14 protein-coding genes are annotated in these 24,615 nt (G+C 65.5%); 11 read left to right on the forward strand and 3 right to left on the reverse strand.

Annotated features, from left to right (window positions below; all coding sequences use genetic code 11):
- Positions 1-5 precede the first annotated feature (5 nt).
- Together ACPUER_RS03135 and ACPUER_RS03140 are read right to left on the reverse strand one after the other, a co-directional pair.
- The gene (locus ACPUER_RS03135; RefSeq protein WP_175962348.1) at positions 6-1,364 is read right to left on the reverse strand and encodes an MdtA/MuxA family multidrug efflux RND transporter periplasmic adaptor subunit; all 1,359 of its coding nucleotides are present in this window, start codon (positions 1,362-1,364) and stop codon (positions 6-8) included.
- 255 nt (positions 1,365-1,619) lie between these two features.
- The gene (locus ACPUER_RS03140) at positions 1,620-2,444 is read right to left on the reverse strand and encodes an IclR family transcriptional regulator (protein ID WP_425130324.1); all 825 of its coding nucleotides are present in this window, start codon (positions 2,442-2,444) and stop codon (positions 1,620-1,622) included.
- A gap of 955 nt (positions 2,445-3,399) precedes the next feature.
- Here ACPUER_RS03140 and ACPUER_RS03145 point away from each other — a divergent pair.
- The 11 genes from ACPUER_RS03145 (at position 3,400) to ACPUER_RS03195 (ending at position 23,443) form a co-directional block, all read left to right on the forward strand.
- A complete protein-coding gene (locus ACPUER_RS03145) occupies positions 3,400-4,968 on the forward strand; it encodes a multicopper oxidase domain-containing protein (RefSeq protein WP_425130325.1) in 1,569 nt (522 codons plus the stop codon).
- 85 nt (positions 4,969-5,053) lie between these two features.
- Positions 5,054-6,586, forward strand: coding sequence for a multicopper oxidase family protein (locus tag ACPUER_RS03150; RefSeq protein ID WP_175962450.1), 1,533 nt, complete (start codon positions 5,054-5,056; stop codon positions 6,584-6,586).
- Positions 6,587-6,603: 17 nt separating this feature from the next.
- Positions 6,604-14,928 (forward strand): Ig-like domain-containing protein, encoded by an 8,325-nt coding sequence (locus ACPUER_RS03155; RefSeq protein WP_425130326.1) that lies wholly within the window; start codon positions 6,604-6,606, stop codon positions 14,926-14,928.
- A 13-nt stretch (positions 14,929-14,941) separates the two neighbouring features.
- Positions 14,942-15,448, forward strand: a complete 507-nt coding sequence (locus tag ACPUER_RS03160) for a hypothetical protein (protein WP_175962351.1) — start codon at positions 14,942-14,944, stop codon at positions 15,446-15,448.
- Between the two features lie 42 nt (positions 15,449-15,490).
- Complete coding sequence (locus ACPUER_RS03165) at positions 15,491-16,315, forward strand: outer membrane lipoprotein-sorting protein (RefSeq protein WP_175962352.1); 825 nt, start codon at positions 15,491-15,493, stop codon at positions 16,313-16,315.
- Positions 16,316-16,360: 45 nt separating this feature from the next.
- Positions 16,361-17,197, forward strand: a complete 837-nt coding sequence (locus tag ACPUER_RS03170) for a hypothetical protein (protein WP_175962353.1) — start codon at positions 16,361-16,363, stop codon at positions 17,195-17,197.
- Positions 17,194-18,894 carry a c-type cytochrome gene (locus tag ACPUER_RS03175; protein WP_425130327.1) on the forward strand — a complete coding sequence of 567 codons (1,701 nt, stop codon included), beginning with the start codon at positions 17,194-17,196 and terminating at the stop codon, positions 18,892-18,894. Before ACPUER_RS03170 ends, ACPUER_RS03175 begins: the two co-directional genes overlap by 4 nt.
- A gap of 156 nt (positions 18,895-19,050) precedes the next feature.
- Positions 19,051-20,436, forward strand: coding sequence for a cytochrome C (locus tag ACPUER_RS03180; RefSeq protein ID WP_425130328.1), 1,386 nt, complete (start codon positions 19,051-19,053; stop codon positions 20,434-20,436).
- Between the two features lie 156 nt (positions 20,437-20,592).
- Positions 20,593-21,426: a c-type cytochrome gene (locus ACPUER_RS03185; RefSeq protein WP_425130329.1), complete on the forward strand. Its 834-nt coding sequence runs from the start codon at positions 20,593-20,595 to the stop codon at positions 21,424-21,426.
- A gap of 149 nt (positions 21,427-21,575) precedes the next feature.
- Entirely contained in the window at positions 21,576-22,799 is a 1,224-nt protein-coding gene (gene ccsB, locus ACPUER_RS03190) for a c-type cytochrome biogenesis protein CcsB (protein WP_425130330.1), read from the forward strand.
- A gap of 134 nt (positions 22,800-22,933) precedes the next feature.
- Positions 22,934-23,443, forward strand: a complete 510-nt coding sequence (locus ACPUER_RS03195; RefSeq protein WP_175962358.1) for a DUF1269 domain-containing protein — start codon at positions 22,934-22,936, stop codon at positions 23,441-23,443.
- Positions 23,444-23,500: 57 nt separating this feature from the next.
- Here ACPUER_RS03195 and ACPUER_RS03200 read toward each other — a convergent pair whose 3' ends face one another.
- Positions 23,501-24,130 carry a lytic transglycosylase domain-containing protein gene (locus ACPUER_RS03200; protein WP_310135186.1) on the reverse strand — a complete coding sequence of 210 codons (630 nt, stop codon included), beginning with the start codon at positions 24,128-24,130 and terminating at the stop codon, positions 23,501-23,503.
- Positions 24,131-24,615: the final 485 nt, after the last annotated feature.

Genomic DNA, 24,615 nt, shown 5'->3' on the forward strand with positions numbered 1-24,615 from the left:
GCGCGTTATCGGGCCGCTGCTTGCGACGCGCCGTGCTGGTGTCCGCCGCGATGGCCGCCGGCGCCCGATGCGCCCGACGCCGCGCCGGCGCCGCGCGCGCCCGACGCGCCTTTCGGCTTGTCGGCCGGGATCGAGATCTTCGCGCCTTCGCGCAGGCGGTCGGAGCCGTCGGTCACCACGCGCTCGCCGAGCGCGATGCCGCTGACGATGCTCGTGCGCTCGCCGTCGACCGGGCCGGGCTTGACCTTGCGCACCGTCACCGTGTTGTCGGGTTTCACGACGTAGACGAACTGGCCGATCGAACCCGTCAGCACCGCGGACGTCGGCACGATCGTCGCATCGCGCATCACGTCGACGAGCAGCCGCGTGTTCACGAACTGATTCGGGAACAGCATGCCTTCCTTGTTATCGAAGTTCGCGCGCAGCTTGACCGTGCCCGTGCTCGTGTCGATCTGGTTGTCGAGCGTCGCGAGCGAGCCCGTCTCGAGCGGCACCGTGTTGTTGCGGTTGTACGCGGTGACCGACAGTTTCTGGCCCGCGTTCACCTGCTTGAGGATCTGCGGCAGGTTGTCTTCCGATGTCGTGAAGATCACGCTCATCGGCTGCAGCTGCGTGATCACGACGATGCCGGTGCTGTCGCCCGGCGTCACGTAGTTGCCGGGGTCGACCTGGCGCAGGCCGACGCGGCCCGACACGGGCGCCGTGATGCGCGCATACGTAAGGTTCAGCTTCGCGGAATCGATCGCGGCCTGGTCGGTCTTCACCGCGCCTTCGTATTGCTTGACGAGCGATTTCTGCGTATCGACGGTTTGCGACGCGATCGAGTCCTGCGACAGCAGCGTCTGGTAGCGCTTCAGGTCGAGGCGCGCCGTCGCGAGCAGTGCCGAGTCGCGCGCGAACGTGCCTTCGGCGTTCTCGAGCGACACCTGGTACGGGCGCGGGTCGATCTGCGCGAGCACGTCGCCTTTCTTGACGATCTGGCCTTCCTGGAACGACACCGACTGCAGATAGCCCGACAACTGCGTCTTCACCGTCACGTTCGCGAGCGGCGTCACGGTGCCGAGCGCGGACAGCACGATCGGCATCTCGCCCTGCGTCGCGGTCGCCACCTGCACGGGCTGCGGAACGTTCGCCATCGCGGCGGGGCCGCCGCGGCCGCGATGGCCGCCGGCGCCGCTCGCGCCCTGGGCCGCGCTGCCGGCACCCGGCGTGGCCGCCGACGTGCGATTCCACGGGTGCCACCACAGCAGGCCGCCGATGACGACGACCGCGAGCGTCCCGATCATCAGCGTGCGGCGCGGGCGCCGTGCGGCGGGAGAGGCGGGATCTTTCGAAGGGGGCGTGGGATTTTGTTCGTTATCCATCGTGTTCTGTCGGGAAGACGGCGCGGCGTGCCGGGAATCGGACTGCGCTTGGCCGCGCGTGGGCGAGCGGTGCCGGGAGGGGCAACCCGGCTCGGTCCGGTGCCCACCCGACCCGCGCGGGAAAAGAGCTGTGCGCACCGCGAATGCGGCGCGACGATGGGCATGATCCTACGTGCCGTCCCCGTTACAGTCCAGTCGTCTATCTTTCAACGGGTTACGGTCGTTACAGAACGCGTCGGCACGATGACGGAACGATTACACGCTGATGCGCCGGGCCGGCGCGCCGCCGATCTCGCGGGTGATTTTCGCGATGCATTCGTGCAGTGCGGGTACGACATGTTCCCGTAGCCATTCGGGCGGACACTGGTGCGACGCACCGCCGCAATTCACCGAATAGCGCTGGCCCGACGGGCCGACGAAACCGGCCGCGACCGCATTCAGGCCCTCGCGCCATTCGCCGATCGCGATCGCGTGGCCTTCGCGCATCGCTTCGTCGAGCGCGGGATTGAGTCTTGCGGACACATGCGGCCAGTCGTCGCCCGCCGTCGTGCGCAGCGAATCGAGCAGCTGGCGCCGCTCGTCGTCCTCGAGTGCCGCGAGATACGCGCGGCCGACGGCCGTGCGGGCGATGTCCATCCGCGAGCCGATTTCGAGGCGCGTGACGAGCACGGCCGAGCGCGGCCGGATCACGTCGATCGCGACCATGTCGAGCCGGTCGCGCACCGCAAGGTGCACGGACAGCGACGTGCGTTCGGCCAGCTCGATCATGAACGGCCGCGAACGCGCGCGGATGTCGAAGTTGCGCAGGAAGCCGTGGCTCAGTTCGAGCACCGACGCGGTGAGCACGAAGCGCTCGCTGTCGGGCAACTGGAACAGGAAGCCGGCGCTGACCAGCGTCGCGGTGATGCGCGACACGGTCGGCTTCGGGATGCCGGTCAGTTCGGTCAGCTCGCGGTTGCTGACGGGCGCGTCGGCAGCCGCGATGCGGCGCAGCACGGCAAGGCCGCGGGCGAGCGCGGTGATCTCGTCGGGCGACGATTCACGGTCCCGGGACGCGGAAGAGGTTACAGTTGTCGACACGAGGGATTCTCTCTATTTCCGAAACTCGATTTCAATTTTGTTGGTATTGTAGGATGATTGTCAAAGGATGCATGTTTCGCGGGTGAACTGGTCATTGGATGAGATTTTGCGGGTTCACCCTTGGTTTATTAGGAAAATGCTCAAAGGAGCATTGCCGGAAAGTGCATAAGCCGGTGCAAATACCGCTTGACTTGTCGGGCGGAAACGGAAAGAATGTCTCACGTTTTCGAAACATCGTTTCAGGAGTTTAACCGGCAACGGTGTTTCGCGCAGTCTCTCAGGTTCTAGCACGGCCCTCGGAATGGCTAGAACTTTTTTAGCGCCACGGTCTCCGTGGCGCTTTTTTTTGCCCGTTATCCGCTGACAGTCCAGTCGGCCGGGATCGAAAGAACACCGTTCCACGGTAGCAAAGTCCGCGCCTTTCGACGCGCCCGACATTGCCGGACCCATGATTTTAATTAATTTCGGCTATCGGGACGATTTCCACAATATGCCGTCGATCTTCCCGCGCCACGCGCCGGTACGTCGGCGGGCAGCGTGGACGACCGCTGTCGTGACGCCCCTCCATGTGCCGTCGCCCGCTGCCGTGACCCGGTCCGGGCGCTTGTCGCCCGATGATCCGTCGCGCGGCACGCACGCCGATCGCAGGTCGGCCAGATAGCCCCGATCCGTCCGGATCCGCCCGCTGCGCCGACGCACGACTCCGGTCCCGCGCAAGCCCGCTAGCGCCCGCCGGGCGCGACCAGCCGGCCTCGCACCCGCCGCCGTACCGAGCATGACGCCCCCGCTCGCCGGGGCCCCCCTACGCAAAAGTAGGGGGGTGCCCCATGCCGGGCCGATGCGTCCATCTGCAGAATCCAGATACGGGTCGGTGCGATGACGTCGCCAGCCCGCGTCCGCAGCAGAGCATGACGTCCAGCGCGTATCGCTGGTTGACCCCTAGGATGGAGGTCATATGTTCAGTACCCGCGCGTATTGCAGCAGTGTGGCGGCACTGTTGCTCCTCTTGTGCGCCGCTCCTTCGTTTGCCCAGTCGTTTCGTGTTCAATGCCCGTTCACCACGCCGTCCCATCCGACCGCGCTGCCGCCCGGTGCGGCGGAACCGGCCTATACCCGGCCGTCGTTCACCGGGCAAAACTCCGCGCCGACGGGCGTCGTCAACGGCGCCATCAAGTGCCAGCAGATCTCGGGCGGAGACGGGTATGCGACGATGGCCGACGGTACGCAGACGTATCTGTTTTCCTTCGGTCCGTTGTCCGGCATTGCCGACATCCAGGCGGGCCGCCCCGGTACGGAGTTCGCGGCAGTGTTCAACACGGTCGGCGATCCGAGAACGGACCCGACCTTCAATGGCGCGGTCGGGCTCGTGCCCGATCCGGAATCCTCGCCGCCGGGCCGGTTGACCGGCCACGTGGATCCGCGTCCGATCATGGATATCGGCGTGATGAACGGCAACATGCCGGCGCCCGCTATGGCGATCGACGAGGACGACGAGTTCTTCCTGACGCTCACGAACGTCGGCATGATCATGCGCCCCGACCTGTTCGAGCAGCATACGGTGCACTTCCACGGCTATCCGAATGCATCGGCGTTTTATGACGGCGTGCCGGATGCGTCGGTGGCGATCAACATCGGCGGCAGCTTTACCTACTACTATCTCGCGCCCGATGCCGGCACCTACTTCTGGCACTGTCACATCACGCCGCCCGAGCACCTGCAAATGGGCATGGTCGGCCAGATCTTCGTGCGGCCGCGCCAGAACCGGGTACCGGCCGGCAGGTCGCTGTACAACGCGCTGGTGACGCAGCAAGGCGATCTTCGTACCCGGTGCGGCAACGACATTCTGTGCTCGACCCCGCTGCCGCCTTCGAACACCGCGCTGCATGCCAACGACAAGAGCGGCAAGCCGACGCTGTACGCGTACAACGACGGCGACGGTTCGACCGCGTATGACGTCGAGTATCCGGTGCAGATACACGGCTTCGATCCGAACTTCCATTTCGTCGGGATGACGTTCAATCCGGAACCGTTCACCGACATGAAGGACAAGTACTTCATGCTGAACGGGCGCAGCTATCCGGACACCGTGACCAGCGGCGCGATGCAGACCCCGGTGGCCGACGGCACGCCGCATTATTCCCAGCCGTTGCCGACCATCATCAATATTCCGGCCGGCGGCCGCGCGCTGCTCAGGATTTCCGACCTCGACGTCACCGAATTCCAGACGCTCGCGTCGCTCGGCGTTCCGATGCACGTGATCGGCGTCAACGCCCGGTTGCTGCGCGACATGGCTGGCAACGACCTGACTTACTACGCGAACTCGATCACGCTCGGCGGTGGCGAATCCATTGACGTGATTCTCGATGCGAGCGACACGACGAAGTACGCGCCAGGTTCCGTCTATTACCTCTACACGCCGAACCTCGATCACCTGTCGAACGACGCCGAGAACTTCGGGGGCTTGATGACGGAAGTCCGCATCTGCTCGGGCGCGTTGGACCCGGCCACGAAGTCTTGCATCTAGGAGAAATATCGTGGGTCATTTCACTCATCACATCTGGATTGCAACGCGTACTGGCGTCGGACGGCTTGTGCGGCTAGCCGTGGCGATGCTTGCCGCGTTGCTCTGCCTGCCGGTGCAGGCCGCGGCGCCGGGCATCACCGGTACGCACTTCGAACTGAGCGCGGAGGTGGGGCGCATCAGCCAGCCGGACGGCACGAGCGTCTATTCATGGGGCTATGGCTGCCGCACGGCGCCGGCAGGATTCTCGCCGGCGGGAATCACGGGCGCGAACTGCCCGAGCATGCAGATTCCCGGGCCGACACTGATCGTGAAGCAGGGCGACGTGATTACGGTGACGCTCACGAACAATCTGCCAGCAGCGGCGGGCAACACGTCGATCCTCTTTCAGGGATTCCAGGTGTGCGCGGCGGTGCTTGACCAGAATGGCGCGTGTCCCGCCGCACTCACCGGCGTGCCCGGGCTGCTCACGCGCGAAGCGACTCACGGCAACACGGTTACCTACAGCTTCGTCGCGGCGACGCCCGGCACGCACACCTACTACAGCGGCACACGGGGCGACCTGCAGATCGAAATGGGCCTCTACGGCGCGATCATCGTCTTGCCGACGTCGGCGCCGGGCGTGCTTGCCGTGCCGCAGGGGTGCCGCACTGTCGCGGCGACGCTGCCCGACGGCCAGCCGGACTACCGCAACGCGGCAGCGGCGTACAACCACGGGTCGGCGTGCTACGACCGCGAGTATCTGTTTCAGTTCTCCGAAATGGATCCGCGCATCCATACGCAGGCCGAGCAGGAGGCCGCCAAGACGTGCGCGCAGCCGACGGGCTGCATGACCGTCGCGACCGAGCCCTATCACCCCGCGTATTTCATGATCAACGGCCGCTCGATGCCGGACGACATGGATCCCAACTATTCGTTCCAGTATCCGCATCAGCCCTACAACGGCAATCCGCACATGCACCCCGGCGAATTGGTGCTGTTGCGAATCGTCGGTACGGGCCGCTGGCAGCATCCGTTCCACGAACACGGCAATCACGTCCGCGTGCTTGCGCGCGACGGGAACCTGATTCTCTCCAAGTCGGACGCGACCAAGGTCGCGGGTCCGCTGCTGTTCACCACGACCACGACGCCGGGCGAAACCATGGACGGCATCTTCTACTGGACCGGCAAGGGCCTGAACTGGGACATCTACGGACACAAGCCGGGCGACGGCAGCGTGTGCATTCCCGATGCGAACGGCTACTACACGGCAGACCCGACGGCACCGAATTACTACGAATGGTGCGCGGACCACAACAAGGCGCTCGAAGCGCATCCGTTCGGCAACGTCGGCAGCGGCGGACCGGTCACGCTGCCCGACTCGCACATCCTGACGAACGGTGCGTGGTATGGCGGCAGCCCCTATCTCGGACCGGATGCGACGATTCGCGCGACGTCGCCGACAGGCACGACGCCGCCGAGCGGCACGATCGCGAATCCACCGGGAAGCGAAGCAGGCTTTGCATTCATGTGGCATTCGCACAATGAACGCGAGATCACCACGAACAACATCTTCCCTGGCGGAATGATGATGATGATGCTCGTTGATCCACAAGCCTTCGTGATCAACGAAGGCAACTAGAGGCGGGGAGAACGGCCATGAGATTCAACCAGTTCAAGGCGGTGCTCCTCCACCTGGTCAAGGTGGGTCTCGCTGCGTCCATGCTTCTGGCAGCGAGCGAGGCATCGCTCGCCCAGAGCGTAAGCCTGACGGCGAAGGCCACGACGGCCATGATGCCCGACGGCCAGATCGTGCCGATGTGGGGCTATACGTGCTCGGCGGCCGCCGTGGCGCCGGCCACCTGCGCGGCGGCCAATCCCGGCGCCGGGGCGAACTGGTCGCCGGTGGTCGTCACCGTGCCGTCCGGCGCGTCGCTGACGATCAACCTCACGAACAGTCTGCCGGCCTCCGTGCCGACATCGCTCGTGATCGTCGGCCAGCTCGGTGGCGGTCTCGGCAAGACGGCGACGTCGACTCCCAGCCCGGTGCATCCGACGCAGACCGCGACGACCTGGCCGATCGCCGGCACCGGCAGCGGCGCAACCTTCACGCCGCCCGCGCAAGGCCCCCGGGTCCAGTCGTTCTCGACGGAGGTGGCTCACGGCGCGACAACGGCGCTGACGTGGAACAATCTGCGGCCCGGCACCTATCTGATCGAGTCGGGCTCCCATCCATCGATCCAGGGGCCGATGGGCCTCTATGGCGTACTCGTGGTGCGGACACCGGCCTCCGCGACGTCGCGGGCGCTTGCCTATCCGGGCGTCGGCTACGATGCCGACGTCCCGCTCGTGCTGAGCGAAATCGATGCGGTGCAGAACGCCGCGGTCGCTGCAGCCGTGGCGACTGCCGGCTTCAGTGAAACCAAGGTGTGGTCGGGTCTGTCGGGAGGCTGCGGGGACTCGCATTCCGCATCGTTCGGCACCTGCTATCCGCCGGTGGTGAACTACGATCCGCGTTATTACCTGATCAACGGCGTCGCCTTCGATAGCACGCATCCGAACCTGTCGTCGTTCCCCGCGAGTGCGCCCGCATCGACCGGCCAGGTGCTCCTGCGCTTCGTGAACGCGGGCCTGCGGATGCACGTGCCGTCGGTGGTCGGTGCGCAGACCGGCAATCCAGCGGTTTCCGGGTTCGCGCTCGTCGCGGAGGACGGCAATCTGCTGCCCGGCAACCCGCGCGTGCAGTCCACCGTGTTCCTGGCGGCCGGCAAGACCTACGACGTGTTGATGAACGCGCCGGGGCTGAACGCAGCCGCGCTGCCGGTGTTCGACCGGCAATTGAGCCTGTCCACCAACAACCAGCGCGACGGCGGCATGCAGGCGTATCTCAGCGTCAATAACGGCGCGCTTCCGTCGGCGGGCGGCGGCGGCCAGAATGCCGTCGCCAATCCCGACAAGTACTTCCTCGTGGCGGGCAACACGCTGACCGTGGCGGACCCGGGGAAAGGGGTGATCGCCAACGACGTCGGCGTATATGGCGTGCAGATCAGGACCAAGCCGGCAAACGGCACGGTGACGCTGAACCCGGACGGCACATTCAGCTATGTGCCGAATGCCGGCACGACTTCGGACAGCTTCGTGTATCAGGCGAACGGCAATCCGTCGATCACCGCGACGGTGACGCTGGCTGCCTGCACGCAAGCTGCCGCCTGCCTGTCCGGCCCGCCGGTCGCCCACGACGACAGCTACACGAGCAATATCGCGTCGCGGCTGCAGATCGGCGCGCCGGGCGTGCTCGGCAACGACACGGACCCCAGTGGTCTGCCGCTCACCGCGGCAGTGGTGCCGGGCAGCGTCAGCGGCGGCACCGTTACGCTGAATGCGGACGGTTCGTTCGCCGTGACGCCGAACGCGCCGCCCGTCGGCGCCGCGACCGCAGGTGTGACCTTCAAGTATACGGCGGTCAACTCGCAGAACACGCCGAGCGCCGCCGCGAACGTTGCCGTCACGTTCAAGGGCGGCAGCGGGCTCGCAGTAAAGGTGCTGGACGGGCCGAGCACGGCGCCCGGCAAGACGCCCGTGCAACTCACCGACTATCGGTGGATCATCGAGGAAGACCGCACGTTCCAGATCGATCCGGCCTGCCAGGTGAACACGACGCCGCGCCCAGCGAACTGTCCGCCGCTGCCGGTGCCGAGTCTCGGCACGAGCTTCCATTCGAGCTATATGCCGGTGGTCGCGGCGGGTTGCGTCGGTACGGTGGCTTGCGAGTCGGGGCAGACGGTGTTCGATCCTGCAACCAACACGCACGTGCCCACGGTATGCGACATCGGCGATGGTGCGTGCCGTACGAATGCAACGCAACAGGTGGCGGTCAACCCGAGCCAGGTGTCGCTCGATCCGACCAAGCACTACTACATCTCGATCCTGCCGGGCGACGCGGGCAACAGTTTCTCGAACGGCGCAGGCGCCCCGCAGCCCGTCGACCCGAACAACCCCACCGGGCCGAAGCGGCAGTTCGACATCTCGAAGGATTGCCCGTCCGGTCCGGGCGGGGCGGATTTCGCGCCGGGCACGGGCGCTTGCGGCCACACGATGGGCGGCGCGCCGATCGCACCGGCCCAGAAGAGCGTCAACGTGCTCGTGCAGGAGACGCCGTTGCAGACCGCGAAGATCTCGGTATTCGTGTTCGAGGACGATGCGCCCGTCAACGGGGAAGTGGACGTGACCGGTGGCAACGATAATTTCGGCAGTGCGCATGAGCCGGGTCTCGGCGGATTCGAGATCAAGCTGTTCGACGACGCGGGCGGCACCGGCGACGCCACCGGGCAGATGACCTACGACATGTTCAACATGCCGCTGTCGAACTCGCTGCAGGGCACCATCGATCCTGCCACGGGCCTGAACGCATGCCCGATTTCGACGACGTCGAGCGACGGCCTCGTCGGCATGATCCCGACCTGCCCGAAATACGAGTCCGACGGCAAGACGCTGTCGCCCCTCGTCGGCCAGGCGGTCATCGCGAACATGATGCCGGGCCGCTATGGCGTCGTCGCGACGGCGGGCGCCGACCGGATCGGCCGTGGCGAGGAATGGCTGCAGACCAATACGCTTGATGGGCAGAAGGCCCACGACGCGTTCATCAAGGTCGGCGGTCCGTCGTACTTCCAGGAGTTCGGGCCCGCGGGCTTCCACGTGTCGATCGGCTTCGTGAATCCGAAGATCATCAACGCACGGCTGCCGCTGGTGTGCGCCGGTGCGACGTGCAACAACTCGGTCGCCGGCCGGATCACGAACCTGCACTACAGCCGCCCGCCGAACGAGAACCTGTACAGCTCGGGCTCGCGCGACTCGCTTGGCTTCACGCAGTGCTACGTGAGCATCGGCGACACCGACGGGGAGGACATCGCCTTTACCAAGTGCAATGCCGACGGCACGTTCAAGGTCAGCGGCCTGCCCGACGGCACGTTCCGCATCACGGTCTTCGACCAATGGAACGACCAGATCGTCGACGGACTGGCGACGGCGACGCAGTTGAAGGGCGGACAGTCCAAGGACCTCGGCGACATTCCCGTGCTCCAGTGGCATACGAACCTGTATACGCGGACCTTCTTCGACCGGAACAGCGACGGCGTCTCGCAGGATAGCGAGCCGGGGCTCACGCTCGTGCCGACCAACATCCGTTTCCGTGACGGGAGCTATTCGAATTTCAACAACACGGATCTGAACGGATTCGCCGGGTTCAACGAAGTGTTCCCGCTGTTCAACTGGTATGTGGTCGAAGCCGACACGACGCGCTTTAAACAGACGGGCGTGCACGTGGTCTATGACGCGGGCGGCCCGGTCGACGGCACGACCGGTGGAGGCAACTCGAACATTGCGGCGAACTTCGCCAACACGATCGAATCGTCGACCGCGCATCTGCCGGCGAACCTGCGCGTGCCGGGCGCCAGGTATTGCAACGACGCGGACTGCAACGACCAGTCCGGCACGACCCCGTCGACCGCGCGGATCGATCCGCCATGGGTGACGACCGAAGGCTGGCAGGGCTTCTCGGGCCAGAATTCGTTCATCGAGTTCGGCAAGGCGCCGTACCTCCCGACCGAGAACGGCGGGATCAAGGGCGAGGTGATCTACGCTTCGACGAGGCCGTTCGACGACCCCGCGCTGCTCATTCACACGAGCTGGACGCCGAACATCCCGAATGTGACGGTCAATCTGTACCAGGAGGGCACGGCTGCGGACGGCACGACGACGCTCGCGCTCGTCGATACGACGAAGACGAGCAGCTGGGACGACTGGGCGCAGGGTTTCCGCTCCGACGGCATTCCGAACATGAACTGCCCGGGGCAGGAGACGAGCGACCCGTTCTTCTACACGTTGAAGGACAGCACCCAGTGGCTCGACCCGACGCATCGCGCGTTGCCTGCGAATTCGCAGTTCAAGTGCTATGACGGCATGCACGCGTTCAACCAGGTGCAGCCGGCGCCATACGACGGGATGTACCAGTTCCCGAGCGTGACGGCGCGCAGCCCGTCGACGGGCAAGCCGACGGCCACGAATTGCACGATCTGCACGCCGAACCCGTCGGGCGACGGCACGCAGATGCTGCCGACCGGGAAATATGTGGTCGAAGTGGTGGTGCCGCCGGGCTACGAGCTCGTGAAGGAGGAGGACAAGAACATCCTGATCGGCGACAACTACATTGCCCCGGTGACGCAACAGTTCGGAGGCCTCGGCAATATCTTTATCCTGCCCGATCAGGCGGCGATGAATTCGACCTTCAACCCGAACAATGCGCAGAACCCGACGTCGGACCTCGGCTCGCTGCCGCGGCACGAAGGCGACACGGGCAGTGTCGAGACGTTCTGGCCGTGCGTCGGCGCGCTGCGTATCGTGCCGGACTACATCAGCCTGTTTCCGGGCTCGAAGGAGGTCGCGCCGTTCGCGGGCGCCTCGCGGCACCTGTGCGACCGCAAGGAGGTCACGCTCACGAACGAGATGTCGGCGCTCGCGAAGTTCTGGCTGTTCAGCTCGACGCATGTCGCCGCGCACTACACCGGCTTCATGCTCGACGACTTCTCCTCAGAGTTCGATCCGTACTCGCCGCAGTTCGGCGAGAAGTTCGCGGTGCCGAACGTGCCTGTCTCGTTGAAGGACTTCGCCGGCAATGAAGTGGCGCGCACGTATTCGGATTCGTGGGGCATCTTCAACGGGCTGAACTATTCGACGTGGCAGGTCAACCCGCCGAATCCGACCGGCTACGCGCCGACGATGATGGTCGCCTGCATGAACGATCCGGACATGCCCGACCCGGCGCATCCGGGCCAGACGATCCGCGATCCGTTGTACAACCCGGCATACAGCCAGTTCTGCTACGAGATTCCGTTCATGCCCGGCCAGACCCAGTACATGGACACGCCGGTGGTGCCGGTCCAGGCGTTTGCTTCCGGCTATAACCCGCCTGACTGTGCGTACCCGGACGGCACGCCCGCGATTGCCAGCGTGACCGGCGATTCGAGCGGCGGAGGGGCGGGCCCGTGGGTCAGCGCGGTCGGTCACCAACTGACGATCAAGGCGCTCGGCGATCAGGTCGTGCCGAACCATGCGTACGACGGACCAGCCGCGACCGCGGCGCCGTTCAACCAGAAATTCGTCAAGCGCCACTACGGCTTCGGCGCGACGCAAGGCAAGGTCACGATCGGCGGCCAGGTGGCGTCGGTGCAGTCGTGGACCGACTCGGAGATCCATGTCGTCGTGACGCCGCTGATCGGCTCGAGCTGCACGGTTCAGCAACGCGGCGTGTTGACGCCGACGTCCTGCGGCGAACTTGTGGTCACGACCGCAAACGGCAAGAACACGATCGACACGGTTACCGTGACGGTGGGCGGCAAGGCGCCGACGTTCGTGAACGGCGAGAACGCGACGAACAACGCGCTGCAGACCGCGATCGACAAGGCGACCCCGGGCGACCTGATCATCGTGGGGCCAGGCACCTACAACGAAATGGTCGTGATGTGGAAGCCGGTGCGGCTGCAGGGCGTCGGCGCCCCGTCGGTGGTGATCAACGCGAACACGCATCCGTCGGGCAAGATGGACGCGTGGCGCAGGGAGGTCGACTGCCTGTTCGGCGTCGCGATGAACGGCGCAATGATCTCGGCATCGAACCCGTTCGATCCGACCGGCACGTACACCTGTCCGACGGCGATGCAGCGCAAGGTCGATCCGATCCCGTTCGAGCCGACCGTGGGGTGGGACGCGAACCTGAACGGCAACCTCGGCGAAATGCTGCTCGAGCCGACGCTGATGGGCGCCTACGAAGGCGCAGGCATCACGGTGCTCGGCAAGGGCGTGAGGGACGTGCTGGTGGGCGGCGTGCCGCAGCCCGACCCGAACTGCACCGCGAACGGGATTTGCGTGCCGCTCACGGGCCCGACCCTGTTCCAGCCGAACCCGCCGGATTGCAGGAATAACCCGAGCAACTTCCTGTGCAATCCGTCGCGCATCGACGGCATCACGGTCACGAACAGCTCGCAAGGTGGCGGCGGGATCTTCCTGCACGGCTGGAACCATCTGATGGAGGTGTCGAACAACCGTGTGTTCGCGAACGCCGGCACGCTCACGGGCGGCATCTCGGTCGGCCAGGTCGAGGTGCCGGACGGCACGATCGCGGCCGATGGCGTGACCGAGCTTCCGTTCGGCTTCAATAAAGCCGTGAACGTGCACCACAACGCGGTGACGTCGAACGCGTCGTACGGCGACGAAATCAATTCGAGCACGCCGTCGTCGGCAGGAGGCGTCGTGTTCTGCACGGGCGCCGACAACTATCACTTCAACTACAACTGGGTGTGCGGCAACCTGAGCAGCGGCGATGGCGGAGGCGTCGCGCACTTCGGGTTCAGCTACGCCGGCGATATCTCGCACAACTGGGTGCTGTTCAACCAGAGCAACAACCCGACACTGCCCACCTACGGCGGCGGCATCATCGCACAGGGCGTGCCGCCGGATGGCACCTTCTGCGAAAACGCGACGGTCGACGTGGACTGCGCACCGCAACTGTCCGACGGTATCGGGCCGCGGCTCGTGATCGACGGCAACCTGATCATGGGCAACACGGCGGAGAGCGGCAAGGGCGGCGGGTTGCGGCTGCAGCAGGTGAACGGCACGGACGTGCAGCGCAGCCCCAACAACAGGGCGAATTGGTACACGGTTCGCGTCATCAACAACATCATTGCGAACAATGTCGCGGGCTGGGGCGGCGGCGGCGTGTCGTTGCAGGACGCGGTGGGCGTGAGTTTCGTCAACAACACCGTGATCTCGAACGACGCGACGGCGTCCGCCGGCGTGCTGTTCAACACGGATGCGGCCAGCCAGGCGAACGTCGGGCCGCCGAACTGCACCACGGTCGGCGCGCAAACGACGTGCAACCCGATCACGACGTCGACGTACCAGCCGGCCGGACTCGAGACCGCGCGGCATACGGCGAACTTCATCGCCGCGTTCACCGCACCCGGCGTCGCGTGTCCGGCAGGCCAGCCGAACTGCACGACGTTCTCGAATCCGATACTGACCAACAACGTGTTCTGGCAGAACCGCACGTTCTTCATCACGGTGTCCGGATCGAATCCGAATATCCCCGGACTGCAGAACACGGTTGCGCTGAACCCGACGTTGAACCAGGCCGGGCATGCGACGGGCTATTGCGATCCGAACGCGGTCTATTGGGACATCGGCGCGTATGGCGACACGGGCCCGGGCAACCATCAGTCGGGTCTCACGCTGCACCCGCAGTACTCGATCCTGACCGATGCGGGCGACTACCCGGGCGCGAACAACAGCGGGACCAATCCGTCGGTCGTGAGCCAGTACTGCAATGGGGCGCGCGTGCCGCCGGAAGGAGGCGGAAACGGGTTCGCGGTGCCGCCCGGCATCTCGGACACGGTCCTGCCGAACCCGTTGTTCAGTCTGCTGCCGTCGGCGGTGCCAGACGAGGGCAATCAGTGGATCAACATGTCGTACGGCCCGTTGTCGCTGTTCAACATGTCGATCACGTCAGGCAGCGCCGGTTACGGGGTGCTGCTCGGCAACTACTCGCCGCGCGCGGGTTCACCCGCGATCAATAACGGGACGCAAGCGGGCGCGCCGAATCACGATTTCTTCGGGACGACACGTCCGCAACAGGGGAGGTACGACATCGGTGCGGTCGAATTCTTGCCGTCCGGGCTCGTGGCTGGTCTGCCGATCGATCCGCTGGCGCTCGGCACGTTGCTGAACGTGCCGACCGGCGGCGTGGGCGGCCTGCCGATCAATCCGCTAGGGCTCCTCGGCACGGTGCCGAACCTGCCGACCGGCGTCGTGGGCGGCCCGCCGATCAATCCGCCAGGGCGCGGCACGGTGCCGAACCTGCGGAACGTGCCAACCGGCGTCGTGGGCGGCCTGCAGATCAATCCGCCGCGGCTCGGCACGGTGCTGAATCAACCTTGAAGGGGGGAGGGCCATGAACCGTTCACGTTTGCTGCGCAGGCGAGCGGCGCTTTACGCCGTCGCCGCCTGCCTTGCCGCCGCGGCCCTCGTAGAGCCGGCCGCGGCGCAGCAGGGCGCGCCGGCGGCGCCCGGCGCCGGTGCGAAGCATTCGCCGTACCGGCCGGACCTCCCGCGGCGCGCGAGAACCTACTACATGATGACGAGGGGGATCGACAACCTGAAGGTGCACCGCATCGCATCGGACAACCTGATCCGCTTCAGCTACCGCGTGACCGATCCCGTCGCCGCGAAGCGGCTCGCCGACAAGAGCGCGACGCCCTATCTGTACGGACAGACGAGTCACGCGCTGCTGGAGGTGCCGGTGATGGACAAGGTCGGCCAGCTGCGGCAAAGCGGCGGCATCGAGGCCGGCCGGGAATACTGGATGGTGTTCTCGAACAAGGGCAACGTCGTCAAGGCCGGCGAGCGCGTGAATGTGATCATAGGATCGTTGCATATCGACGGGCTGGTGGTCGAATGACAATGCGGCCGCGATTCGCGGCGCTGGGAGAGGAGAAGACTCATGACCCGGTTTCTTTCGATAGTGATTGGGGCGGCCTCGCTGGCCGGTTTGCTCGCGTCGGCCCCCGACGCGATCGCGGCCTCGGCGGCGGGGACCGCCCAGGCCAGGGCCGCATCGGCGGGGCGCATGAGCGCTGCGCAGATCGTCGAGCGCAACGTGGCGGCGCGCGGCGGGCTGCAAGCCTGGCGCACGGTCAATACGTTGACGATGTCGGGGCTGATGGAGGCGGGCGGCACGAAGAACACCGCGCTGCCGTTCGTGATGACGATGAAGCGCCCGCACAAGAGTCGCTTCGAAGTCCGCTTCAACGCGCAGACGGCGTTCCAGGTCTATGACGGCACGCAAGGCTGGAAAGTCCGGCCGTTTCTCGGCCGTAACGAAGTCGAGCCCTATACGCCAGCCGAGGCGAAATCGGCGGCGCAGTCCGCGGAACTGGACGGGCCGCTCGTCGATTACGCGAGCAAGGGCAGCACGGTCCAGCTGCTTGGCTCGGAAACGGTGGAGGGGCATCGCGCGTACGTGCTGAAGGTGACGACGAAAGAGCGGGCGGAGCGTCGCGTGTGGATCGATGCGGCCACGTTTCTCGAACTGAAGATCGACGGCGAGCCGCGCGTGCTCGACGGCAGGACGCACAGCGTCGCCATCTTCTATCGCGATTACAGGAAGGAGAACGGCGTCGTCGTGCCGCATACGCTCGAGACCGTCGTGAGCGGCGCCAAGCAGACGCGCAAGATCACGATCACGCATGTCGCGCTGAACGAGCCGGCCGACGATGCGATGTTCGGCAAGCCGCCGCTCACCATCGCGAAGGCTGCGAGCCATTAGCCGCCAGCCACTGGTCAGGCATCCGAACGGAGGGGGGAGGAGGCCATGAGACGAATCGAATCGTGGGTGTTCGCCGGCTGCGTGACGGCGGCCTTGTGTGCGTGCGAGCAAATGCCGGGGCATGGTTTGACGGCGGAGCAGATCGTCGAGAAGAACGTTGCGGCGCGAGGCGGAATCGATGCATGGCGCAAGATCCGGACGATGGTCTGGTCCGGCCATGTGGACAGCGTGAACGCGCCTGTGCGGGACATGCCGTTCATCCTCGCGATGAAACGGCCGAACAAGACGCGCTTCGAGATCACCGTGTTCGGCCAGAAGGGCGTGCGTGCATTCGATGGCCATGAAGGCTGGAAGCTCGGCGCGAACGCAGGCGGCAGCGCGAGCGTGCGGCCTTACACGATGGACGAGCTGGTGTCCGCGCGCGACGAGCAGGTGATCGACGGGCCGCTGATCGACCATGATGCGAAGGGTGTCGGCGTGGCGCTCGACGGCGTCGACCGGATCGACGGGCGTAATGCGTATCGCCTGGCGGTGAAGCTGTCATCCGGCGCGCTACGCCATGTGTGGATCGACGCGGAGACGTTCCTGGACGCGAAGGTCGACCGCGAGGTGCGCGGGCCGCGCGGCGCGGTGACCGTCGACGTGAGCTACAGCGACTACCGGACCATCGACGGCTTGCGGATCCCGCTCAGGATCGTCACCGGAACCGCGTCGTCGCCGAACAAGGACACGCTGGTCATCGACAAGGTGTCGCTGAACCCGCCGCTCGACGATGCGATCTTCGCCAGGCCGGCCTCGACGGACCGGCGCCGTCCGGTTTCGATCGATGCCGATGTGACGCCGCCGCAGTCGCGCACCAGCCAGCTGACGACACGGCCATGAGCGGCATCCGGGGGCGACTGCGCGCCCTCGCGGCGGCGCGCCAGCCGGCCTTGCGCCGGCGGCTGGCGCGGTGGGTGGTGCTGGCGGTGTTGTGCGCAAGCGCGGGCCACGCGATCGGCGACGAGGCCGCGGTGCCCGTCGTGCCGGCGGACGCGGGAGAAGCGATCTTCCAGCGCGGCATCCTCGGTTCGGGCGCACCGCTCGAAGCGGTGCATCAGGACGGCGTGCGCCTGCAAGGCGCGGCCGCCGCCTGCATCAATTGCCATCGGCGCAGCGGGCTGGGCTCGAAGGAGGGCAACAACACCATCCCGCCGATCACGTGGCGCTACCTGGTGCATCCGCGCGCGCAGACCGCCGAGGATCTCGACATCCCGTACGTTCCCGGCATGCGCACCGACCGCGAGCCGTACACGGAAGAACGGCTCGCGCGCGCCGTGCGCGACGGGATCGACCCGGAAGGCAGGCAGTTCGGCAGGCTGATGCCGCAATACGCGCTCGGTGACGCCGACATGGCCGCGCTGACCGGCTATCTGAAGCGTCTCGATCGCCGCAAGCCGTCGGGCGTGACGGACACGGTGCTGCATTTCGCGACGATCGTCACGCCGGACGCGGACCCGGTGAAGCGGGCGGGCATGCTCGACGTCCTGCAGCACTACTTCGCCGACAAGAACGCGTTTCCATTCGGCACGACGCCGCCGCTGCGTTCCACGCGAAAAATGATGTTCATGGTCAATCGTCGCTGGGAACTGCATGTGTGGGAACTGAAGGGGCCGCCGGACACGTGGCGGGCGCAATTGACGCAGTTTCTTTCCCGGCAGCCGGTGCTGGCCGTGGTGTCGGGGCTCGGCGGCAGGAACTGGGCGCCTGTCCACGACTTCTGCGAGGCGGAGGCCGTGCCTTGCCTCTTTCCGAACGTCGAGGTGCCGGTCGAAACCGACCGCGATTTCTACTCCGTGTACTTCTCGCGCGGCGTGCTGCTCGAGTCGGACCTGATCGCGACGCGCATCCTGGACGAAGCCGGTGCGCGGTCGGCGCCGCAAGCGGTGAAGACGGTCTGGCAGGTCTATCGCGCCGGCGACAACGGCGAGCGCGGCGCACGCGCGCTGGCTGCCGCGCTGAAGGCGCACGGCATCGCCGTGTCGAATCGCGCGCTCGCGTCCGGCGACAGCGTCGCGCGCGCATTGCGCCGGCTGCCGCGCGACGACGTACTCGTGCTGTGGCTGCGGCCGCCGGACCTCGCATCGCTCGCTCACGTGCCGCCCGCGTCGGACACGGTATTCATGTCGGGGCTGCTCGGCGGGCTCGACAATACGCCGCTGCCGACGAGCTGGCGCGGCGTGACGCGCATCGCCTATCCGTTCGACCTGCCCGAAGGGCGGCGCGTGCGCGTCGACTATGCGTTCGGCTGGTTCTCGATCCGGCGGATTCCGATGGTCGCGCCGCAGGTGCAGGCGGACACGTATCTCGCATGCGGCCTGCTCGCCGAGACGCTCAGCCATATGGTCGATGCGTTCGTGCGCGAGTATCTCGTCGAGCGCATCCAGGACATGCTCGAGCGCCGCATCCTGACCGGTTACTACCCGCGCCTGACGCTCGCGCCAGGACAGCGCTTCGCGTCGAAGGGCGGTTATATCGTCCGCTTCGCCGGGCCGGATCGCCTGAAGCTCTCCGCCGACGGGAGCTGGATCGTCCCGTGAGCGGCCGCGCGCGCCGAGATGGAGTAGGGATCAGACCGTGTAAAGAGGGAGTCGCCCCATGTCGGTTTTCATCGGTGCTTCGCACAATGAAGACATCGTCCGACGTGCGCATATCGCGTCGGAATGGGGCGACACACGGCATGGGGGGAAACAGCCATGACAACGTTCCTAGTCGGCCAGCGCGCGCGTCCTCGCTGGAGACATTGCGGCTGGATGGCCGTGCTCGCGACGCTCGCGTTGCTGCAGGTGTCGGCCGCGCGGGCGCTGCCGATCTTCGCGCGCCAGACCGGGCAGAGCTGCGTCGCGTGTCATGCCGGCGGGCAGTTTCCTGAACTCACGCCGTACGGGCGCATGTTCAAGCTGAACGGCTATACGTTGGGCGAGCGCACGATTCCGCTCGCGGCGATGGCCGTCGGCGACCTGAGCAAGACGAGAGCCAACAGCGACGCCAGCGGCAATCCGGTCACGCCGAAGAACGGCCTGCCGATCTTCGACTTCGCGAGCGTGTTCCTCGCCGGGAAGATCACCGACCATCTCGGCGGGTTCGCGCAATTCACCTATGCGAACTACGATCATCAGGATGCCGATGGAAAATGGAAGAGCTGGTGGGCATCGGACAACACCGACTTCCGCTTCGTCGACCGGATCATCTCTCCCGCCAACGATCTGATCCTCGGCCTGACGCTGCACAACAACCCGACCGTGCAGGATGTCTTCAATACCGCGCCGGCCTGGAGCTATCCGTACATCGGCTCGGCGATCAGCCCGGTTGCCGGCGTACCGGTCACGCCGATGATCGAGGGCGGTCTCGCGATGCAGGTCGTCGGCATGGGCGGGTACCTGTACTGGAACAAGATGGTCTATGCGGAACTGACCGCCTACAGCACGGCCGACGGCATCTGGTCGTTCCTGAGCAAGGGCAACCACGCGGGCAACCCGGACCACCCGCAGGTCTATCTGCGCGGCTACAACCCGTATGCGCGCATCGCGCTGACGCGCGAATGGGGCCCGCATAACATCATGGTCGGCGCGTTCGGGATGAGCGTGGACATCTATCCCAACGACCCGAACAGCTTTCCGATCTTCGGCACGGGCGTGACGCGCTTTCGCGACTACGGTTTCGACACGCAGTATCAGTACCTGCTGGAGCCGCACACGATCACCGCACAGGCGCGCTACGTGCGCGAAAACATTCACGATCCGAACAACTTCGTCTTGAGCGACAACACGGCGGCGAACCTGAATTCGTTGCGGCTCAAGGCATCGTATATCTACCAGGCCAAGTATGGCGTCAGCCTGTCGTTCTTCAACACGACGGGCACCGCGGACAGCGCCGCCTATGCGGCAAGCGCGAACTTCCATCCGAATACGCAGGGTTGGACGCCGGAAATATTCTGGATACCCGATCAGCACATTCGCATCGGCCTGCAGTACACGCACTTCACCAAGTTCCTCGGCGCGAAGACCAACTACGACGGCATGGGGCGCAACGCGAGGGACAACGATACGTTGTTTCTCTATCTATGGCTCGCTTCCTTCTGACCTCCCGTCCGGCCTTTCCCGCGCATCCGGCCGACTGGACCACGCGCAACGGGAGAGGGGCGCGCATCTCGCATCGCGTGTCGATGCGCATGCTGGTCGGCGCCAAACGGGATCGCATCGGAAGGCGGCAGAAAATGTGGCAGGGAGGTCAGTGACATGAACAAGGTGGCCCATCTCGTCTCGCTCGCGATGATGCTGGCCGGGGCAGGTTGCCACGACCTGGAGCGGTCGCGGCAAGTCGACAACCCGGCCGTGGCGGGCAAGACCATCGCGTTGCAGGTGTGCTCGAACTGCCATGGCGCGACCGGCGTATCGGTGTCGCCGCAGTTTCCGAAGCTCGCCGGGCAGCGCAAGGAATACCTCGTCGATCAGTTGACCGACTTCAAAAGCCACGCGCGTGCCGATCCGAACGCGAAGCGGTACATGTGGGGCTTCACGCATCTGACCGACAAGCAGATCGACGAGCTCGCCGCCTATTTTTCAGGCCAGGCGGCGGTGCCGGGCGAAGCCGGCGATCGCGCGCTGCTCGACGCGGGCAAGGCGATTTTCGTGGCGGGCCTGCCGGACAAGGGCGTTGCGGCCTGTATCGGGTGCCACGGCCAGCATGGCGAGGGCATGGACCGGTTTCCTCGTCTCGCCGGTCAGCATGCGGACTACGTGGTGAAGCAGCTCAGGATTTTCCGCGAAACCGATACTCGGCCACGCGGCGCGATCATGAAGTCGGTGTGCGCGAACATGACGGAGCAGGACATGCGCGCCGTCGCGGTCTATGTCGAGGCTTTTCCCGCGGAAGCCGGCGTATCGGTGAAGCCGCCGGAAGCCGGTGCATCGGCGAACCCGCCGGAAGCCGACGTATCGGTGGGCCCGCCGGAAGCCGGTGCATCGGCGAGCCCGGCGGAAACCGGCATATCGACGAACCCGCCGGAGGCCGGTGCACCGACGAACTCGCCGGAAACCGGTACATCGACGAGCCCGCCGTCCGACCACTGAGCATGCGTCGCCGAATCGGAGTCGCATGCGGCACGTGCCGCGCGGCGGGCAGGCGACCGGTGCCGGCAGTGATCATTTAGGTGTCTCGTCTTCCCCGGGACGGGGCGCCTCTTTTTCCAACCCTGCTCGGTTCCAATCCGGTGAATGTCATGAAAGCGATGCAATCCTCTCGCGGCAGTGCGGCGTCGGTCGCCAGGCTGCCGAATCGGCGACAACGCGCGTCCGCCGCGGTGCGTGCGTGCGAGCCGGTCGACGACCGTCCGTTCCTCGCACGCCTGTCGCTGATCGACTGGCTGTTCGCACTGGCGCTCGTGGTGGGCGCGGGCTATGCGCTCGTGCACTACAACGCGCACATGGATTACTACGACAAGGCGGTGATGATCGGCACCGTGCCGGCGCTCATCGCGCTCGGCTGGCGCTGGAAGCCCGCGCGGCTGATGATGGCGTCGATCGCCGTGCTGTCGCTGCTGTCGATCCAGGTCTACCAGGGCGATCTCGCGCGCGCCGATGCGGCGTTCTTCCTCAAGTACTTCCTGTCGAGCCAGACGGCGATCCTGTGGATGAGCGCGCTGTTCGTGCTCGCGACGGTCTTCTACTGGATCGGCTTGCTCGCGCGCTCGGAAACGGGCGCCGCGATCGGCCAGAAGCTCACGTGGGCCGCCGTGCTAATGGGCTTCACGGGGCTGATGGTGCGCTGGTACGAGTCCTACCTGATCGGCGCCGACGTCGGGCATATCCCCGTGTCGAACCTCTACGAGGTGTTCGTCCTGTTCAGCCTGATCACCGCGCTGCTCTATCTGTACTACGAAGGCCACTACGGCACGCGCTCGCTCGGCGCGTTCGTGCTGCTGGTCATCAGCGCGGCGGTCGGCTTTCTGATGTGGTACTCGGTCGCGCGCGATGCGCAGCAGATCCAGCCGCTGGTGCCTGCGCTGCAGAGCTGGTGGATGAAGATCCACGTGCCGGCGAACTTCATCGGCTACGGCAGCTTCGCGTTGTCGGCGATGGTGTCGGTCGCGTACCTGATGAAGGAGCGCGGCGTGCTCGCCGATCGCCTGCCGACGCTCGAGGTGCTCGACGACGTGATGTACAAGTCGATCGCGGTCGGTTTCGCGTTCTTCACGATCGCGACGATCCTCGGCGCGATGTGGGCGGCCGAGGCATGGGGCGGCTACTGGAGCTGGGACCCGAAGGAAACCTGGGCGCTGATCGTGTGGCTGAACTACGCGGCGTGGCTGCACATGCGGCAGATGAAGGGCCTGCGCGGCGCGATTGCCGCCTGGTGGGCACTCACGGGCCTGCTCGTGACGACGTTCGCGTTCCTCGGCGTCAACATGTTCCTGTCGGGGCTGCACAGCTACGGAAGACTTTGACGCGCACGCATGATGTCCTACCGTTTTCTACCCATGTGTTTCGGTGGGCATCCCCACTTCAAGCAGGTTGCGCGCCGGACAAGAATGTCGTCAGAGGGGCCGCTGCATGCCTGACGTGAGGTGGGGGAGTCGCCATGAGACGCATCTATTTTCTGTTGCCGACGCCGCAATGCGCGCAGTCGATCGTCACCGAACTGCTGTTGCTGCATGTCGAGTGGCGGCATATTCATTTCATCGCGAATCACAGCGTCGTGCACGATGGTTTGCAGGAGGCCACGCTGACGCAACGCAGCGACTTGCTGCCGTCGCTTGCACGCGGCACGGTGGTCGGTTGCGCGACCGGCGCGCTGATGGGGCTGATCGCCCTGGTGTTCCCGCCCGCGGGCTTGCCGATCGCCGGTGGCGCGTTCGTGACGATCACGTTGTCCGGCGCCGGCTTCGGTGCCTGGGCGGCATCGATGATCGGCGTCAACGTGCCGAGTACACGCCTGAGGCGTTTCGAAGAAGGCATCGAGCGCGGCGAGCTGCTGATGATCGTCGACGTTCCGAAGGACCGGGTCCACGAGATCGAGCACTTGATCACGCTTCACCATGCGGACGCGCATCTCGAAGGCGAAGATCCGACCGTTCCCGCCTTTCCCTGAACCGTCGGCCGGCCGGGATGGGGCGGCACGTATTGCCGGAAACATCGGCCGGACACATCAACTCGAATCGAGGAGCCGTTTGTAGCGCGCGAGCACGCGCGGGACATACACGCGCGTTTGCGGAGACGACGGAATGCGATAGCCGGCGCGAATCACGGCATTTTCTCCGGCGTTGTAGGCGGCCAGCGTGAGTTCGACGTTGTCCTTGAACATGTCGAGCAGGAAGCGCAGATAGCGCGCGCCGGCCAGCACGTTGTCGCGCGGATTGAACATGTCTCCGTTCGAAAAACGCCGTGCGGTGTCGGGCATCAACTGCATGAGCCCTTGGGCGCCCTTGTATGAGACCGCCTTCGGGTTGTATCCCGATTCGACGTCGATCACCGCGCGCAGCAGTTCGGGGGGAACGCGAAACGCGCGGCTCGCTTCCTCGATCACGTCGGCGAACGAGGACAGCGCGCCGCTGGCCAGCTTCGATGCAGCGTGCTTCATGTCGGATGGGGCCGGCGCGTCGCTCGCGACGATCACCTTCAGGCCGGTCGTGCCGGGGTCGTTGGTGAGGACGATTGCGCCAGTGCTGGTGACCGTGCCGAATATTTGCGCGTTCGCGGCGCACGTCCACGCCGAGCCGAGTGCCACGCATACGGCAGCGATCGCGATTCCCAATCCGGATAAAGGTCGGTGGTGCATCTTCGAGGTCTCCTGCACCTGGATTGTCGGCGATGGGAAATCGGACCGGCAATGGGTCACCTCCCTACACTTCGACGCCACAACGGCGACCGCGAAAAATGGTGCAAAGTTGTTACCCCTGTAACGCCAGGTAATGGGAAGTAACCAAAGAAGATTAACAATCCTTACTGCGCGTCGTTGATTTCTTCTCGATTCGGCATCGCCGCGGCGGGAATGTTTTGATTCATGCTGAAACGCGAGTGGCATTCCCGCCATCGGTATTCACACTGACGCGCTGAAAAACATGAAATCGATACGGTTTTGAAACATTTCATGAGGGCGGCGTGGTTGCGCTGCGAACAGGCGGAATCCGGATCGCCGCCGCCGCAGGTTCGGGGCGCAGTGGCGCGATCCTTGCTTTAGCGACTCGCATGGCTGTCGGTTTCCGCGAACTTCAATCATTAATCCGGGTAGGGAAATCACGCAGCGAGCGTTTCCGGAACTGT

It is taken from the genome of Burkholderia sp. DN3021, from assembly GCF_049805555.1.
GTDB classification, from domain to species: domain Bacteria; phylum Pseudomonadota; class Gammaproteobacteria; order Burkholderiales; family Burkholderiaceae; genus Burkholderia; species Burkholderia pyrrocinia_C.